This is a genomic window from Streptomyces sp. NPDC091272, from assembly GCF_044757485.1.
GTDB lineage: Bacteria > Actinomycetota > Actinomycetes > Streptomycetales > Streptomycetaceae > Streptomyces.
Genome location: NZ_JBIVVC010000001.1, coordinates 1,072,876 through 1,088,042, shown reverse-complemented (window position 1 = coordinate 1,088,042; position 15,167 = coordinate 1,072,876). Strand labels below are relative to the sequence as shown.

Annotated in this window: 16 protein-coding genes; 7 read left to right on the top strand and 9 right to left on the bottom strand. The window is 69.5% G+C overall.

What is annotated here, in order from left to right:
• Positions 1–76 precede the first annotated feature (76 nt).
• On the top strand, positions 77–1,039 hold the full coding sequence (locus tag ACIQM4_RS04490; protein ID WP_401585794.1) for a kinase: 963 nt from the start codon (positions 77–79) through the stop codon (positions 1,037–1,039).
• A 192-nt stretch (positions 1,040–1,231) separates the two neighbouring features.
• Here ACIQM4_RS04490 and ACIQM4_RS04485 read toward each other — a convergent pair whose 3' ends face one another.
• The 3 genes from ACIQM4_RS04485 to ACIQM4_RS04475 all read right to left on the bottom strand — a co-directional run bounded on the left by ACIQM4_RS04485 (position 1,232) and on the right by ACIQM4_RS04475 (position 4,778).
• Entirely contained in the window at positions 1,232–2,743 is a 1,512-nt protein-coding gene (locus tag ACIQM4_RS04485) for a cryptochrome/photolyase family protein (RefSeq protein WP_401585791.1), read from the bottom strand.
• A gap of 87 nt (positions 2,744–2,830) precedes the next feature.
• Complete coding sequence (locus ACIQM4_RS04480) at positions 2,831–3,247, bottom strand: SRPBCC family protein (RefSeq protein WP_401585788.1); 417 nt, start codon at positions 3,245–3,247, stop codon at positions 2,831–2,833.
• Positions 3,248–3,752: 505 nt separating this feature from the next.
• Complete coding sequence (locus ACIQM4_RS04475; RefSeq protein ID WP_401585785.1) at positions 3,753–4,778, bottom strand: SDR family NAD(P)-dependent oxidoreductase; 1,026 nt, start codon at positions 4,776–4,778, stop codon at positions 3,753–3,755.
• Between the two features lie 559 nt (positions 4,779–5,337).
• Here ACIQM4_RS04475 and ACIQM4_RS04470 point away from each other — a divergent pair.
• Positions 5,338–6,057: a heparin lyase I family protein gene (locus ACIQM4_RS04470; RefSeq protein ID WP_401585783.1), complete on the top strand. Its 720-nt coding sequence runs from the start codon at positions 5,338–5,340 to the stop codon at positions 6,055–6,057.
• An 88-nt stretch (positions 6,058–6,145) separates the two neighbouring features.
• Here ACIQM4_RS04470 and ACIQM4_RS04465 read toward each other — a convergent pair whose 3' ends face one another.
• The gene (locus tag ACIQM4_RS04465; protein ID WP_401585781.1) at positions 6,146–7,111 is read right to left on the bottom strand and encodes a zinc-binding dehydrogenase; all 966 of its coding nucleotides are present in this window, start codon (positions 7,109–7,111) and stop codon (positions 6,146–6,148) included.
• A 601-nt stretch (positions 7,112–7,712) separates the two neighbouring features.
• Here ACIQM4_RS04465 and ACIQM4_RS04460 point away from each other — a divergent pair.
• Positions 7,713–8,036 (top strand): hypothetical protein, encoded by a 324-nt coding sequence (locus tag ACIQM4_RS04460; RefSeq protein WP_401585778.1) that lies wholly within the window; start codon positions 7,713–7,715, stop codon positions 8,034–8,036.
• Positions 8,037–8,521: 485 nt separating this feature from the next.
• Positions 8,522–8,761, top strand: a complete 240-nt coding sequence (locus ACIQM4_RS04455; protein ID WP_401585775.1) for a transposase — start codon at positions 8,522–8,524, stop codon at positions 8,759–8,761.
• 23 nt (positions 8,762–8,784) lie between these two features.
• Here the strand turns inward: ACIQM4_RS04455 and ACIQM4_RS04450 are convergent, their stop codons facing one another.
• Entirely contained in the window at positions 8,785–9,390 is a 606-nt protein-coding gene (locus ACIQM4_RS04450) for a TetR/AcrR family transcriptional regulator (RefSeq protein ID WP_401585772.1), read from the bottom strand.
• Positions 9,391–9,567: 177 nt separating this feature from the next.
• On the opposite strand from ACIQM4_RS04450, the gene ACIQM4_RS04445 reads away from it, so the two are divergent.
• Complete coding sequence (locus ACIQM4_RS04445) at positions 9,568–10,287, top strand: SDR family NAD(P)-dependent oxidoreductase (RefSeq protein ID WP_401585769.1); 720 nt, start codon at positions 9,568–9,570, stop codon at positions 10,285–10,287.
• 471 nt (positions 10,288–10,758) lie between these two features.
• On the opposite strand, the gene ACIQM4_RS04440 is transcribed toward ACIQM4_RS04445, so the two are convergent.
• The 3 genes from ACIQM4_RS04440 to ACIQM4_RS04430 form a co-directional block, all read right to left on the bottom strand.
• Positions 10,759–10,995 (bottom strand): hypothetical protein, encoded by a 237-nt coding sequence (locus ACIQM4_RS04440; protein WP_401585767.1) that lies wholly within the window; start codon positions 10,993–10,995, stop codon positions 10,759–10,761.
• 11 nt (positions 10,996–11,006) lie between these two features.
• Positions 11,007–11,873, bottom strand: coding sequence for an oxaloacetate decarboxylase (locus ACIQM4_RS04435; RefSeq protein ID WP_401585765.1), 867 nt, complete (start codon positions 11,871–11,873; stop codon positions 11,007–11,009).
• A gap of 205 nt (positions 11,874–12,078) precedes the next feature.
• Positions 12,079–12,702: a TetR/AcrR family transcriptional regulator gene (locus tag ACIQM4_RS04430; protein WP_401585762.1), complete on the bottom strand. Its 624-nt coding sequence runs from the start codon at positions 12,700–12,702 to the stop codon at positions 12,079–12,081.
• Positions 12,703–12,829: 127 nt separating this feature from the next.
• Here ACIQM4_RS04430 and ACIQM4_RS04425 point away from each other — a divergent pair, with 127 nt between their 5' ends.
• Complete coding sequence (locus tag ACIQM4_RS04425; protein ID WP_401585761.1) at positions 12,830–13,756, top strand: aldo/keto reductase; 927 nt, start codon at positions 12,830–12,832, stop codon at positions 13,754–13,756.
• Between the two features lie 39 nt (positions 13,757–13,795).
• A complete protein-coding gene (locus ACIQM4_RS04420; RefSeq protein WP_401585758.1) occupies positions 13,796–14,119 on the top strand; it encodes a DUF2316 family protein in 324 nt (107 codons plus the stop codon).
• Positions 14,120–14,190: 71 nt separating this feature from the next.
• On the opposite strand, the gene ACIQM4_RS04415 is transcribed toward ACIQM4_RS04420, so the two are convergent.
• The gene (locus ACIQM4_RS04415) at positions 14,191–15,096 is read right to left on the bottom strand and encodes an NADP-dependent oxidoreductase (RefSeq protein WP_401586141.1); all 906 of its coding nucleotides are present in this window, start codon (positions 15,094–15,096) and stop codon (positions 14,191–14,193) included.
• Between the last annotated feature and the right edge of the window lie 71 nt (positions 15,097–15,167).

Genomic DNA, 15,167 nt, shown 5'->3' with positions numbered 1-15,167 from the left:
GCCGCGGAAGGTATCGCCGGGGGCGGGCCCGGGAACGGTGGGAAGTGCCGGGGACGCCGGAACAGGGACGGGAACGGTGCGAAATGCCAGGGACGCCGGAACGGGAACGGGCGTGGGCGCCGCGTTCGGCACCTTCGGGGAGCTGCTCCAGGGCGTGCTGCCGGAGAAGGACGGGGACTTCCTCGTGACCCTGCCCGTCGCCCGCTGGACCATGGCCACCTTCCGGCAGGAATCCGCGTCCGGAGAGCTGGAGGTCTGGCCGCCGCACAAGTCGAAGGCGCTCCGACTGGCGCGCATGATCGAGGAGTTGGCCCCAGAACGGGCCCGTTCCGCGCGCGGCGGAACGCTGACCGTCAGCAGTGTGATCCCTGAGGGCAAGGGACTCGCCAGTTCCTCCGCCGATCTCGTCGCCACCGCCCGCGCGGTCGGCCGGGCCCTCGGCATCGCCATGCCGCCCGCCCACATCGAACGCCTACTGGCCCGCATCGAACCGACCGACGGAGTGCTCTACCCCGGGATCGTCGCCTTCCACCACCGCAGCGTGCGGCTCCGGGCGGTCCTCGGGTCGCTGCCCGCCATGGCCGTGGTCGGCGTCGACGAGGGCGGCTCGGTCGACACGGTGGACTTCAACCGCATCCCCAAGCCGTTCACCGCCGCCGACCGGCGCGCCTACGCCGATCTCCTCGCCCGGCTCACCGACGCCGTACGCGGCCGCAACCTCGTGGAGGTCGGCCGGGTCGCGACCCGGAGCGCCCAGATGAACCAACACCTCTGCCACAAAGGGCTCTTTGACCCGATGCTTGTCGTCTGCCGTGAGGTCGGAGGCCTGGGGGTGGCAGTCGGGCACAGCGGTACGACCCTGGGTGTCCTGCTCGATGCCACCGACCGCGCGTACACGCGCCGCGTGACGGAAGCGGCACAGGCGTGTTCGGAACTGGCGGGCGCGGTGACGGTCTACCGGACGCTGAGCTTCGGCACCGGGGTGGGTGGGCAACAGGCCTGCTCGACGGCGCCGGCAGCGGGCGAGAGGGCGCTGTGACCGGGCGGGCGCTCGGAGGTGGTGGGCCAGCGCGGTGCGGCTGGTGGCACTACGGAGGCGCAGCACTGCGGCTGGTGGCACTACGGAGGCGCACGTCTGCGAGGTGGCCGCGGACGGGTGAGGCAGCTGACGACGTTTCCGCGGAGGTCTCGCCGTCCCGGAGCTGACGCGCGTGGTCATCACCGGTGACTGTCAGTCGCGGCGGTCGCGCTCCTGCTCCAGCAGGGCCTCCAGGTCTCGGAGCCGGTCCAGACCTCGTACGGCCTGGCTCATCCGGGCGTTCCGTTCGAACCGGTCCCGGTGACGGTGCAGCAGGTTCCAGTATCCGGCGGTGAAGGGGCAGGCGTCCTCGCCGACCCGTACGGACGGCTTGTACCGGCAGGACCCGCAGAAGTCGCTCATGCGGTTGATGTACGCCCCGCCGGAGGTGTAGGGCTTGGTGGTCATGCGGCCCCCGTCGGCGTACTGCGACATGCCCACCACGTTGGGGACCATGACCCAGTCGTAACCGTCGACGAAGCTGCGGTGGAACCAGTCGGTGACGGCCCGGGGCTCCCACCCTCGCTGGAGCGCGAAACTGCCCAGAATCATGAGGCGGGGGATGTGGTGTGTCCAGCCGGTCGACCGGACCTGGTCCAAGGTGTGGGTGAGGCAGTTGGCCTCGGTTCCCTGCGAGGACAGTTGGTTGAACCAACCGGGCAACGGCTCGTGGTGGCGAAGAGTGTTGCTCGCGCGGTACTGCTCCCCGAAGTACCAGTAGACGTGCCAGACGAACTCCCGCCAACCCGCGATCTGCCGTACGAACCCCTCGGCGCTGTTGAGCGGTGCGTCGCCCGATCGCCATCTCGCTTCTGCCCGCTCGACGCATTCGGCGGGGTGCAACAGGCCGAGGTTGAGGGAGCTGGAGAGCAGACTGTGGCTCATCGTCGCGTCCGCGGAGAGAATCGCGTCCTCATGTGCGCCGAACGTGGCGAGCCGGTGCTCCACGAAGCGCCGAAGCGCGGCGAGTGCCTCCCGGCGGGTGGCCGGGAACCCGCGTGGTGCGTCCTCGCCGACGAACTCCACGTCCCCGTCCCTGGCCCACCGGTCGAGGTCGGCCCGTACCTCGGCGTCGATGTCGCTCTCGCGGGGACGGTAGGGCGCCGGTACGCCCAGGTCCTCGGCCCCGCGGGGCGGCGGCTGCCGGTTGTCGTGGTCGAGGTTCCATCTGCCGCCGGCGGGGCCGTCACCGTCCATCAGCAGGTCGTGTGTCTGACGCACCCATCGGTAGAAGTCCTCCTGACGGAGGTGCTTCGTACCGTGGCCGTCCGCCCAGATCCTGAACTCGTCGTGCGTCACGAGGAAGCCGCGCGCCGGCAGGACTCGCACCGAGGGCAGGCCACGCACGAATGCATGGGCGGCGTGGGACGTGGGGTGGTGCACGGTTACCCGGGTGTCTCCCACGGCTTCGCGCAGGCCCTGTCGGTACGTTTCCGCCCTGACGTAGCGCACGCGCCCGCCGAGCTCAGCGGCCCGGTGGCGCATCGCCGACAGCACCAGATGTGCCTTGGCACGGTGGAACCGCCGTCGCCGGAAGACGCTCTTGGACTCGATCATCAGCAGCGGGGCGTCCTGGTGAGGGCCACCGCGCGCCGCATCGACGAAGTGCGGGCCGAGCTGGTCCCCGAACAGCAAGTGCGGGGTACCGGATCCTTCCTCGGCCATACCGAACGCTCCCTCTGCGACCTGTTGCCCGGCAGTGTGTCGACGACATGGCGATGTCCGTCACGACAACGAACGGACCGCGGCCCGCTACCCGGCCTGGGCTGCCTCGACGGCGGACTTGATGCCTTCCAGTGCCTCGGTGAGGCCGTGGTCGACCTGGCTGCCTTCCACCCGCTCGGTGTGCAGCTCGACGGAGAGCCGGGAGTGGTCCTGGTCGTCTCCCGCGGCGACGTGGAGCCGGCCGCGGTAGTCGTGGGGGCCCGGGGCGCCCCACTCCAGCGACTTTCCTTCCTCCACCACGCGGATCCACGCCTCGCTCTCGACGTCCCTCTCGGGCTTGCCGGGCGGTTCGATGTGCGCGGTGACCGTGACCCGATCGCCGTCGTGCGGCTTCGCGGAGGTCAGCCGCGGCATGTAGGCGGGAAGATTCTGGACATCGGCGAGGTAGCTGAACAGCGTGCTCGGAGATACGGCCACGCTGATCGAAGTGTCGTAGTCACCCATGGGCATCCCGATCCCCCGTCCCGTACGCCACGAAACAGGGGCACCCTCACCGCGATGTGGCCGGAGGCGGTCGCCCAACGCGACGTCCGCACCCCGGTCACCGGTTTCGCGACCCGGCCGATCGGGGCGGCCGGCCGACGAGGTCGACCCGTCTGGCGGAACTGTCCGCCACGGCAAGCGTGCGCGAGTACGCCTGCCGTCTGGCAAACGTCCGTGAGTACGCCGGCTGTCTGCGCGAGCGTCCGTGAGTACGCCTGCCGTCTGTGCGAGCGTCCGTGAGTACGCCTGCCGCCTGTGCGAGCGTGCCTGCCGTCATCCGTCCGGAGCGTACGGCTCGCCCACCGGGTGTTCTGGCGCCCCGTCACCTGCCAGGCCTGCAGGCCGGCGCCAGCCGAGGTCATCTCCGCTGCTCTGCACCTTTTCCCCGTCGTCGGTCGCCGGTCTCTGGGACAAGGACGAGGTCTGCGGGAGCGCGGGCATACCCCTCGCCGGTCTCCGGTCGGGGTCAGGGTGAGGTGCGGGTGTTCCGCTCCGCTGCGGTGCGGTGCCGTTCGTTGTAGGCGCGGGCCGCTCGGTCGTTGAGTACACCGACCAGAGCCCGGATCCGCCGTCCTACGGTGCGCGGGGCCGACGCCTCGACGTCGATGCCGGGGCGCAGCTCCGGCTCCCCCTCCGCCGCGGGCAACAGGCGGGCCACCCCGTGGCTCAGCCGGGCGGTGAGCGCCGGCGCGAGTCCGTGGGCCTTGTCCGCCGCCTTGGCCGCCGGGGTGAGCACCAGACGCACCTTGCGCTTCTCCACCGCCGACACGATGCGGTGTGCGGCACGGCGGGCGTCCATCGAAAGCAACGGGGTGCCCGCCAACGTCGAGAACCAGGCGAACTCGCGCTCACGGTCCCCGCCGAAGACGGCGTGCAGGTGGGAACCGGTGCGCATCAGGCCCGGATGGATCGCGGTCACCGACACACCACCGCGCGCCGCTTCCACGTACAGACCCTCGGCAAGGGCGGTCACCGCGGACTTGGCGCAGGAGTACGGCAGCAGGTGCGGGACGGCCAGCAGGCCGCCGACCGAGCCGATGAGTGCCAACCGGCCGCCTGCTCTGCTCTCCCGCAGGTAGGGCAGGGCTTCCAGCGCCGTGTGCAGCGCGCCGCGGAAGATGGTGGCCATCGCGTCCTCGAACCCGTCGGCTCCGACCGCCTCCGCGGGGGCGACCTGGATGATCCCGGCGTTGGCGATGACCAGGTCGACGCCGCCGCACGCCGTCTGCGTCCGCCGGAACAGCTCCGCGACGGCATTCCGGTCCCGGACGTCGCACACCTCGGTGCGGACTGTGGCGGCCGGGCGGCGGGTGCGCAACAGTGCCACGGCCCGTTCCAGCTCTTCCCCGTCACGGGCCGCGATCGTCACCGTGCAGGCGCGGGCCAGGAGTTCGTCGGCAAGAACCAGGCCCAGGCCCCGGGACCCCCCGGTGACGACGGCGGAGAGCCCGGTCAGGGAGGAAGGCGGGACGGAGGACGAAGAGGGCGGCATGGTTCTCCTTCGGATCGCGGCAGTCGGCGGGCCTACGCTGCCCGGCAGGTCGCAGGGCGGAGGGCGCCCGGCGGCTGAGACGCTCGGCCGTACCCGGAGAAGCACTTCCCCACGCAGTGCCCCTGCCCGCCGCACACGTGTCCATGACCCCCGAACGGACGCACCGGCTCGTCGGACAGGGGGAACGGACCGCTGCACGGCGGGCAGGAGCGCTGCCATCTGTACAGCAGGCCTTGGGAGCACCGAATCGCGGTTACCTGATCAGGTGCGGCGGCCCGCCCGATGCCCCGACGACCATCAGCCCGCAGCTTTGGTCGGTGAACTCTTCCTGGATAGCGTCGACGTCCGCCGTCTCGCACGCGGTTTGCCCGTGCGTCATGCCTGCCCGGAAGACCTCCCCGGACGGGGAGCCGTTTACCTGCGGTCCGGTGCGGTCCTGTGCGGTCCGACGCGCGATCGAACGACCAATTCAGACGCATCCATTGAGGGTGGGCGCCCGAACTGCTAGAAAGCGCTTACTCATCCGCAGAAGCCCCCCACCCGGAGAGAGTAGGATCCCATGCTCCGCACCCCACTGCGCGCAGCGATCTGTACCGTCGGCGCCACCCTCACCGCACTCCTGTGGTCCGTATCCCCCGCACAGGCGGCCGTCCTCTGGGACGCGGACGCGTCCCAGGGCACGGACGTCTTCGTCACCACACTCTGCGACGCGCCCGCCAGTGTCTCCGTCGACAACTGGAACGACGGCCACGGTGACTTCTTCACGTTCAACAAGCCGATCGGTGCGGCACGTTGTGAGGCGCACAGCGTCCGCACCTCAGCCGGTGAGTACGCCTTCCAGGACAACAAGACCTACTGGTTCGGCTGGGATTCCATGACGAAGACCGGAGACGCGCAGACCGTCTTCCAGTGGAAGTCCAACGGGACGAATGACCAGAACGCCCAGAACTACCCGGTCATCATGAAGGTCGAGGGCGGACTGCTCAAGGCCTGGTACGTGGCTCAGGGCGAGGAGTGGACATCGATCGGAACCGCCCCCTGGACGGCTGGAACCTGGCACTCGCTGCAACTGGGCATCACCACGAACTCGGCCGGACAGGGAACTCTCTCCGCCTTCCTGGACGGCCGCGAGTTCGCCTCCCGCACCGGCGCCCGCACCTGGGACGACCTCGGCAACAAACCACGCTGGGGCACCTACTGGGGCACCGACACCAGCACCGCCTCGATCAACTGGATCGCGGGGCTGAAGATGGGCACCACCAAGGCGGACGTCGACTGATCTTCTGCGGGGATCGGGAACCAGGTCGCACCGTAAGCCAGTTGGTCCAGGTCGACTCGCGACATCCTCGTCCGCGACATCCCCGTCGCTACGTCGCGTCGCCGGGGGCGGTCGTGAGCAGGGTCTTCCCTACCACGGAACGGGACTCGATCGAGGCGTGTGCCGCTGCTGCTTCCTCCAGCGGAAGGTGCTGGGCGATGAGCGGGCGGATACGGCCCGCAGCCGCCTCGGTGAAAGCGAGGTGGAGCAATTCCTTCGCCCGGTCCGGTGCGAACTGGACCTGCTCGATACCGGTGCGACGGATGCCGCGGCGCTTCAGGTCCTCGTCGTCGTACGGGGCGAAACCGCCGCTCGCGGCGCCGAAGGCGGCCACTCGGGCGTTGTCGGCGGCGGCCTGAAGCGCGGTCGCCCCGAGGCCGCCACCGACGCCCTCGAAGATCACGTCTGCTTCGATGCCGTCGGTCCAGTTCGGTTGCGAGTAGTCGATGACGGTGTCGGCGCCCAACGCCCGTACGACATCCAGCTTCTGCCCGCCCCGGGCTGCACCGATGACGTAGGCACCGGCAGCCTTGGCCAACTGTACGAGCAGACTGCTGGCGCCGCCCGCCGCAGGCAGGATGAGGACCGAGTCGCCGCGCTGCACCTGGGCGTTGACGAACAGGCCCATCGCGGTGGGCCCGTCGTGCAACAGGGCCGCTGCTACGTGCGGGGACAAACCCTCGGGGAGCGGGGTCAGCCCTTCGGCCGGGACCAGGAGCTGCTCGGCGTAACTGCCGGTGCCACTGTGCACGCCGACGGCACGGCCCTGCCAGGACTCGTCGACCCCGGGGCCGGTCGCCCGCACGATGCCGGTGGCAGCACCGCCGGGAACGTACGGCGGGACCTTGCCCCAGAGCTCCCTGCCGAAGCCGGTTCTGATCTGCGTCTCGACGAAGATCGTATCGACGGCCACGACGTTGATGACGACCTCCCCCGGCCCCGGAACGGGATCCGGCACCTCGACGGTCTCCAGCACGTCGGGCCCGCCGAACCTGGCCACCTGTACTACGCGCATGCTGCTCATCTCCCGCTGTCTCGGTGTGTTGCTGCCAGACTGCGAGGTGAAGTGCGGTTGAGGTCAAGCGCGAAGGCCGGCGTCACGTGTTCCGTCCTGTTCGACCTCGAACGCATCCCCGCCGGGCAGCTGCGGGCATTCATCCACGGTAAAGGCGACTTGGTAAGTCCTCGAAATCGCTGCCCCCGAGCACCAGACGTGTTCTGCGCCGGTGGGTCGCCGCATGCGCACCACATGAGCTGTGCCCATCTGACGGCTGTGTGCGGGGTGCTGCGTCCTGGGTCCTCCGCCGGGGATGGGTCGCGACCAACCAACATGAAGCAGCTTGAACACACATGAGCCACCCGGCACGCGGAGAAGCGCAACAACCACCGCGCTGACCGCCATAGGTTTTTTCCTGGCAAGCCACCCCTTCGAGTCATCTCTTCATCGCTCTGTGGCTTGCGTGCACCGACCGTGCCAGTGTGGATGCGCACTTCACGTTTTGGACCGACGCCCTTCCTGCGGACCTGAAGCAGTCACGTCCCGAGGATGGATCGCACGGGCGCCGCGCTCCATGGGACACAAGAGATCCGCACGATGAAGGGACCAAAAAGTGAAGGTGTCACGCGTCTCTCAAGGTCTGAGAATCGGCCTCGCCGCACTCGTACTCGGCCTGGCCGTGCCGGCAAGTGCTACGGCCGCGACCCCTGTCGCGAAGGCCCACACGCCCGCCACCGTGATGGCGGACAAGTGCGGGAACCACAACCACTACGTCGCCGGAAAACTGTGGCGCTACTGGGGAAGTTGCATCAACATCAAGGAACGCATCAAGGTCGACACCATCTTCGCGCCGGACCACACGCTGTGCGTGGACGCCGGTTCGGACACGGCCCTCGGCTCGTCAACCTCCGTTCGGAAAGCGTCCCGCGTCGGAGATTGCTGAGTCTCGTCGAACGCGGATCGGTCATTTCGTCGACGTAGCAGCGCAGTTGGCGGAACGTCCGGCGCAACTGGCAGCGCAGCAGACGTACTTGAGGCCCGCAGGCAGGACACTGGTCGTGTCCTGCCTGCGGGCCTCTCCCTGGAGCCGCCCGGACTTCCGAACCGTCAGTCAGCGGGCCCGCGTCGGTCGTGGGTGCGGCTGTTCAGCTCGCGCGCGCGTCGGGTCGACCAGCCGCCCGAGGAGCCGAGGGGTGGGGTTCTTGGCGCGCCCGGCCTACGGCGGTCGCCACGCTCGACGAGCGCACCAGCCGCCGCACGACCGTCGTGGCGCTACCCGACGGAATCAAGGCCGGGCAGGTTACCGTGCACCTCACCAAGATCCCCTCACCCAGGTCCCCCTCGGCATCCTGCCCGACTGCGGCGGACACATACCTGGGCCCACGGCGGGCGGTCGCCGGACGTCAGGCCATCACCGCCGAGACCAGGATGGCGATCCACCTCTGCAAGCCGCGTAACCCGTGGCAGCGCGGGACCAATGAAAACGCCGACCGACTGGCACGGCAGTACCTCCCCAAGGGCGCGGACCTCCGCATGTTCCGCCAGGCCGACCTGGACGCCATCGCCCGTGAGCTCAACCACCGGCAACGCTGGACCCACGGCTACCGCACCCCGGCAGCGGTCTGTGCCGACCTTCTGAACAGCGGTGATGCGGCGCAGACCGCTTGAGCTCGCCAACGTTTGTAAGAACGTTAGCCGCGCACCGCAGCCAGCCCTTGGTCGTACAGGTCAAGAATCTCGCCCTGCCCGTCGCCTTCAAGCCACTCCACAGTGGCCGCATCGAAGCACGCGAACGCCGTCGCGACGATGGCGCGGGTCTGCCCCCTGCCCGTCCCCGAGGGCGCCAACCTTGCTTCGAGCAGCGGCAGCAGTTCCTCCTGGCAGCGCACGCGCTTGCCGAGATAGGCGGCGCGCAGCGAGCCGGTGTGGTGCACCAGGCGGAGACGCTCCAGCGCCTCCTCGCGGCTCGAATGGAGGGAGAGCGCGGCCTTGAACGAGGCGCGCAACGCGTTCCAGGCGCTGACATCGGCGGGCTGGTTGCGGACAGTTTCCGTCAGGAGGGTGACGAACCGCTCCTCGCTGCCGGCGACAAGGTCTTCCTTGGTGCCGAAGTAGCGGAAAAGGGTGCGCTGGGAGACGCCGGCCTCGCGGGCGATCTGCGCGATGGTCGTCTCGTCGTATCCCTGTTGCGTGAACAGGCGCAACGCGGTCAGGAGGATCTCCTGGGCCGCCAGCTGCCGCGTGCGGTCCCACAGTGTGGACGTAGCAGCCCTTTTGCCTTCTGTTTCCTGCGTCATGCCGCCAGCTTAGCGCAGCCTGCCATTCTGGCACTTGCAAGAGGTTTGGCAGTCACTGCCAACTGGGCGTACGCTGCCCATTAAGCGGCCGGGCGCCTGCACGACGCCTCGCCTCGCAGTTCCTACCTATGGCGCCAGGGCTGAAGTCGCCCAGCGCAATCAGCAAGGAGAACTACCGTGGCGGCAAAGACAGCACTCATCACCGGCGGAACCAGCGGGATCGGCAGGGCCACCGCAGAACTGCTCCACTCGCGCGGCTACCGCGTCATGGTCACCGGCCTCGGCGACCTCGACAACGCCGGCCTTCCGGCAGACGTCACCGCAGTCGAGGCCAACATCGGCTCGCTGACCGACCTCGACCGGGCCCTGGGCCAGGCGCGCGAGCACCTGGGCTCCCTCGGCCTGCTCTACCTCAACGCGGGTCTGCCCCGTCCCGGCCTCTCGATCGAGTCCACCGACGAGGCCACCTACGACGCTCTGTTCAACATCAACGTCAAGGGCAACTTCTTCGCCCTCCAAAAGGCGCTCCCCCTGCTCGACGAAGGCGCGTCCGTGGTGTTCACTGTCGGCGCCGCCGAGGGACTCGGCGCTGCCATGACCGCCGCCAAGGGAGCCCTGCTGCCCCTCGTGCGCTCCCTGGCCATCGAGCTCGCCCCCCGCCGGATCCGGGTCAACGCGGTAAGCCCAGGCGTGGTCAACACCCCCGCGTACAGCAAGATGGGCATCCCCGCGGACACGATCGCCTCCTGGGGCGAAGGGGTCCCCCTCGGCCGCGTCGGAACCCCCGCGGACGTCGCCGAGGCCGTCGCCTTCCTCGCATCCGATGCAGCCAGCTACATAACGGGCGACAACCTGCTCGTCTCCGGCGGCGTCGGCGTCCACGCCCGCGCCATGTAGGCGACGACGGCGGCCACAAGCCGAGCCGATCGGCGCGGTCGTAAGCCTCTGACGCTCTGCCGGGTCTTCAGACCTGGCCTGCTGTCCCGCCCACTGGCTGGACAGGAGGCGCCACGGGTACGCGAGGGGGGCCGGGCGTCGTGACCGTCGCGGCCACACGCGGTTCGAGGTGGGAGTTCATGCCCACCTCGAACCGGCCGTAGACGTTTACGTGGGTCCAGAACAGCGGTAACGGGGCCGGCAGGTGTCGGCGAGCCACTTCTGCCACTTCTCCTCGCTCGGGATGTCCTGAAGGAGCAGGGGGTTGACGCGCAATACCAGAGCGACCTCCTCGCCGTGGTGGGGCCCCTTCCCCGACACGCGGCTCTGTCCGTGACATCCGCACGAACCGTTCCCCGCGCGCTACGCGAGCCTGCGCGCAGAGCAGTGCGCCAACAGCGCCGCCGGCTGCTCAGCCGGCCATTCGTGCCACTACCCCTGGTCCCCGGTGGCCGCGCGGGTGCGGACCAGCGCCTCGACGACGTCGACCGCGCTTCCGTCGTGGTCACTGCCTGCGGTTCCCTTGCCGTTCTGGAGGTTGGCGGTCCGGTCGACCTCCAGAACGGAATCGGCATGCGAGTTGTCCAGCACCGTGATCAGGCTGTCAGCTGCGCATGCGGGTTGTGCGCAGCCCAGGAGTCCGAACACGAGAAAGGTTGCCGCTGCCATCGGCCTGGTGTTCACCTTGCGGCGCCCTGGGGGGCGGCGGCCGGGTGGTGACGCGTGATGTTCCTGGCCAGCAGGTCCGTCGACTCCTTCACGCCGATCATGTTCGCCTCCGCGGCCGGCAGACGGCCGTCGGCCAGGCGGAGTTCGGCCAGCGCCGTGTCCATGGCCTTGTGGGCCGCGAAGAGACAGGGCGTGCTGTAGATGGCGACATCCACGTCCAGGTCGGTGAGTTCGGTGAGGGAAAGGCGCGGGGACTTGCCTCCGGCGATCTGGTTGAACAGCAGTGGTTTGCTGCCGACGACGCCTCGGATGCGCTCGATCCACTCCACGCTGCGGACCCCGTCGACCAGAACGACATCCGCGTCCGTGGCGGCGAGCGCCTCGGCCCGGTGCAGGATGTCGTCCTCCTCGGTCGCGTCCGTGCGGGCGACGACCAGGAGGTCGTTGCGAGTGGCGAGGACCAGTTGCAGTTTCTCCAGGTACTCCTCCAGTGGGAGCACCAGCTTTCCGTCCGCGTGACCGCAGCGCCGGGGGCGCTTCTGGTCCTCCAGGATCACCCCGGAGGCGCCGGCCCGCTCCAGGCTCTGCACCATGTGGCACGCGACTTCGGGGTCGACATAGCCGTCATCGATGTCGACCAGGAGGTGGTGCGCGGGGAAAGCGCCCCGCAGACGCTGGACGAAGGCAAGCATGTCGGGCCAGGCGATGAACCCGATGTCGGGCAGACCGTAGTGCGAGGCGGCAAAGCCGAATCCGGAGACGAACATCCCGTCGTAGTGTTCTGCCGCGATGGACGCCGAGTACATGTCGTAGACCCCGATCAGAGGCGTCGTGCCTGGCGCCGCGATCTGTTCCCGGAGTCTGTTGCCGTACGTCATGTTCTCTCTCTTTCTTCGAAGTTCGTTCCACACCGGCGTAGGGCCGTCGCACGACACGACGACCCTTTGCGCAAAACAAATGCTTTCGAAGCCAATCCATGGATTGCACCTTGCGTGGGCTTTACTCACCCGAACGGCGCAAACTGTTCAGCGCAGAAACGTCACTATTCAATGGCCCACAACGCACCGAACCCCCGACGGCGGATCAGGTCCGTGGTCGGTCTTCCGTACCCGGCCGCAAAGCGTCCACCACGAGATCCAGCAGCCGTCCCGTCAGCTCCGGGCTGTTGCCGGCAGTCGTGGACAGGAACACCCCGAGGAGCATCATCGTGACCTCGTCCGCCTCGACGTCCGCCCGCAGTGAGCCGGCCTGCGCCCCGGCGTCGAGGATCTCCGCGATTGCTGTGGAAAGCCTCTCGCGGGTGGCCGGTGTCGCGATGGTGCCCGAGGCCCAGCCTGCGCGGAGGGTGTCGGAGATCCCGCGTTTGGCCGCGAAGAACACCGCGTAGCGGTCCATCCACGCACGCAGCGCCGCCGCGGGCGCGAGCTCGGAGAGCAGTGCGGGGGCGCTGGTGACGACAGCGTCGAGTTCGGCGGCGTAGATGGCCTCGACGAGCGCCTCGCGGGTGGGGAAGTGGCGGTAGAGCGTGCCGATCCCGACGCCCGCCTCCCGGGCGATGGCATCGAGAGGGGCCTTCCCCTCGGTCGCAGTGAACGCGTCGCGGGCGACTTCGAGCAGCCGCTCGCGGTTACGCCGGGCATCCGCGCGTGCCGGGCGTCCGGCCGCTTTCGCTGGCCCGTCCGAGGCAGGTGAGTCTGACGCAGTCAAAGCGGAGGGCCTCCGGTTAGTGTTACGGTCGTTGGTAACGGAGTCTCTCCGTTTATCTGCATCGTCTCATGAGAGCGAGAGCGCCATGGCGTCCACCGACCCCCACGTGACGTCCACCGACCCACACGTGACGTCCACCGACCGGCTCACCGCTGCCGGAGCGGCGCGAGCCGGCGGCCCCGGTGCACTCGCGGGCCGCACCGTCTCCCGCATCGGCTACGGCGCCATACAGCTACGGCGCCTGGACCGTGCAGACGCGATCGCGCTGCTGCGCCGCGCCGTCGAGCTCGGTGTCGATCACGTCGACACCGCCCACTTCTACGGCAACGGCTTCGTCAACGAGGTCCTCGCCGCCGCCCTCCGCCCCGAGGACGGCGTCCTGATCGCCACCAAGGTCGGCGCGGAACCCGCTCCGGGTGGCACCGTCCCGCTTCGCCTCGCCCAGCGGCCCGAACAGCTGCGGGCCGGCGTCGAGGAGAACCTCAGGAGCCTCGGACTCCAACAGCTCCCCCTCGTCAACCTGCGCCGCGCCGACCACGGCCCCGGCCTGCGCCCCGACGGCGACCAGATCGTCGACCTCGACGACCAGCTCGCCGTCATGGCCGACCTGCGGGACGAGGGAAAGATCGGCGCCATCGGTCTCAGCAGCGTGCCGCTCGACCAGCTGCGCCACGCCCTCCCCCTGGGCATCGCCTGCGTACAGAACGCCTACAGTCTGGTGGCGCGCGAGGACGAGGACATGGTGCGGCTCTGTCTCGCCGAGGACATCGCCTGGGTGCCGTACTTCCCGCTCGGCGGCGCCTACGCGGGTCTGCCGAAGGTCACCGACGAACCGGCCGTCGCCCTCGCCGCACAGACCCTGGGCGTCACCCCCGCGCAGGTCGGCCTGGCCTGGCTGCTCCGCCACACCCCGAACACGCTCCTCATCCCCGGCACCGCCGACCCCGAGCACCTGCGGGCCAACACGGACGCGGGCGCGGTCACCTTCGACGAGGCGACGCTCGCCGCCCTCGACGCCGTGCCCTCGCGCTCGGGCGACATCGAGATCGGATGAGGGCCGACTCTCCCCTACCGGCACACAGACAGGTCAGCCATGTCACTGAACGACGCCGAACGGCACCGCACTTGCGAGGAATTCGCCCAGAACCTCGCGCTGGCACGACTCACGCCCCATGAGGCCGCCGCCGACCTGGGCTTCGCGCCCGAGCGTCTGCGGCGCACGCTCGACGCCGCTTCCACGTCGGACCCCGTCGACGTGTGGCAGCTGCGCGACTATCTCCGGCAGGCTGTCGTGGACTCGGGAGGCACCCCCGTCCGCCACACGGTGCTGACCGAGCGCTCACGCCTCAAGGCCCGCATGTGGTTCTCCCTGCGCAGGGCGCCACGACACGACTTCACGGCGCCCGGCCGGCCCTGAGGGGTGTCTTTGCTTGCCGGCCCGCCGAGGCCCCCCGCCGGGCGGACCGGCGCAGCCGCGCCGTGCCCCCCTCAGATGCAGATCACGATCTTTCCGCGGGTGCGTCCCCGCTCGGCGTGCGCGTGGGCGTCGGCGATCCGCTCCAACGGGTAGGACTTTTCGACACGGGGCGTGTAGCGGCCCTGCCGCCCCAGTTCCGCGGCCGCGGACAGGAGGGCGGAGTCGTTCTCCGCGTTGACCACATGCGTGCCCAGGCGCTGCCCGCCCGCGTGGTCGGCGACCGTCGCGACGCGTTTCGGGTCGCCCGTGATCGCGACGAGGTCGTCGAGGGACCCGGAGGCCGCGGTATCGAGCGCGATGTCGACGCCCTGCGGAGCGAGCGCGGAGAGGCGCCCCGCGAGGCCGGGGCCGTAGGTGGTGGGAGCGGCACCGAGAGAGGTGAGGAACTCGTGGTTTCGTTCGCCGGCCGTCCCGATCACGGTGGCACCTTGTGCCACAGCCATCTCGACTGCCGCACTGCCCACGCCTCCGGCGGCGCCCTCAATGAGGAGGGTGCGCCCCGCCAGGGGGCCGAGCGCGTTCAGGCCACGCATCGCGGTCACGGATGCGAGACCGGCGCCTGCGGCCTGCTCGTCGTTCCACGTGTCGGGGGCGTGGGCCCAGGCCGAGAGAATGAACAGCTCCGCGGTTGCGCCGGTCACACCGCCCAGCCCGAAGACGCGGTCGCCGATGCTCACCCCGTGCACTCCGTCCCCGATTTCGTCGACCACGCCGACGGCGTCGCGCCCGGGGATGGCGGGTAGCTCCAGGGGAATCAGCTGGCGCAGGCTGCCGGCGCGCAGCTTCCAGTCGATGGGATTGACACCGGCCGCCGCGACGCGGACACGGATCTCGCCGGATCCGGGATGGGGGTCGGGGGCCTGCTCGATCACCAGGCTCTCCGCTCCGCCGTATTCATGGAAGCGGGCTGCACGCATCATGTCCTGCCTTACCTGTATGGGTCGATAGCGGTGTTCAGTTGACGCCCGCTGCCCCTCGTCGGAATACC

Excerpts from the sequence above, each read along its gene's own strand:
- ACIQM4_RS04485 (WP_401585791.1), bottom strand. The coding sequence starts at position 2,743 with ATGGCCGAGGAAGGATCCGGTACCCCGCACTTGCTGTTCGGGGACCAG.
- ACIQM4_RS04480 (WP_401585788.1), bottom strand. The coding sequence starts at position 3,247 with ATGGGTGACTACGACACTTCGATCAGCGTGGCCGTATCTCCGAGCACG.
- ACIQM4_RS04475 (WP_401585785.1), bottom strand. The coding sequence starts at position 4,778 with ATGCCGCCCTCTTCGTCCTCCGTCCCGCCTTCCTCCCTGACCGGGCTC.
- ACIQM4_RS04470 (WP_401585783.1), top strand. The coding sequence starts at position 5,338 with ATGCTCCGCACCCCACTGCGCGCAGCGATCTGTACCGTCGGCGCCACC.
- ACIQM4_RS04465 (WP_401585781.1), bottom strand. The coding sequence starts at position 7,111 with ATGCGCGTAGTACAGGTGGCCAGGTTCGGCGGGCCCGACGTGCTGGAG.
- ACIQM4_RS04455 (WP_401585775.1), top strand. The coding sequence starts at position 8,522 with ATGGCGATCCACCTCTGCAAGCCGCGTAACCCGTGGCAGCGCGGGACC.
- ACIQM4_RS04450 (WP_401585772.1), bottom strand. The coding sequence starts at position 9,390 with ATGACGCAGGAAACAGAAGGCAAAAGGGCTGCTACGTCCACACTGTGG.
- ACIQM4_RS04440 (WP_401585767.1), bottom strand. The coding sequence starts at position 10,995 with ATGGCAGCGGCAACCTTTCTCGTGTTCGGACTCCTGGGCTGCGCACAA.
- ACIQM4_RS04435 (WP_401585765.1), bottom strand. The coding sequence starts at position 11,873 with ATGACGTACGGCAACAGACTCCGGGAACAGATCGCGGCGCCAGGCACG.
- ACIQM4_RS04420 (WP_401585758.1), top strand. The coding sequence starts at position 13,796 with ATGTCACTGAACGACGCCGAACGGCACCGCACTTGCGAGGAATTCGCC.
- ACIQM4_RS04415 (WP_401586141.1), bottom strand. The coding sequence starts at position 15,096 with ATGCGTGCAGCCCGCTTCCATGAATACGGCGGAGCGGAGAGCCTGGTG.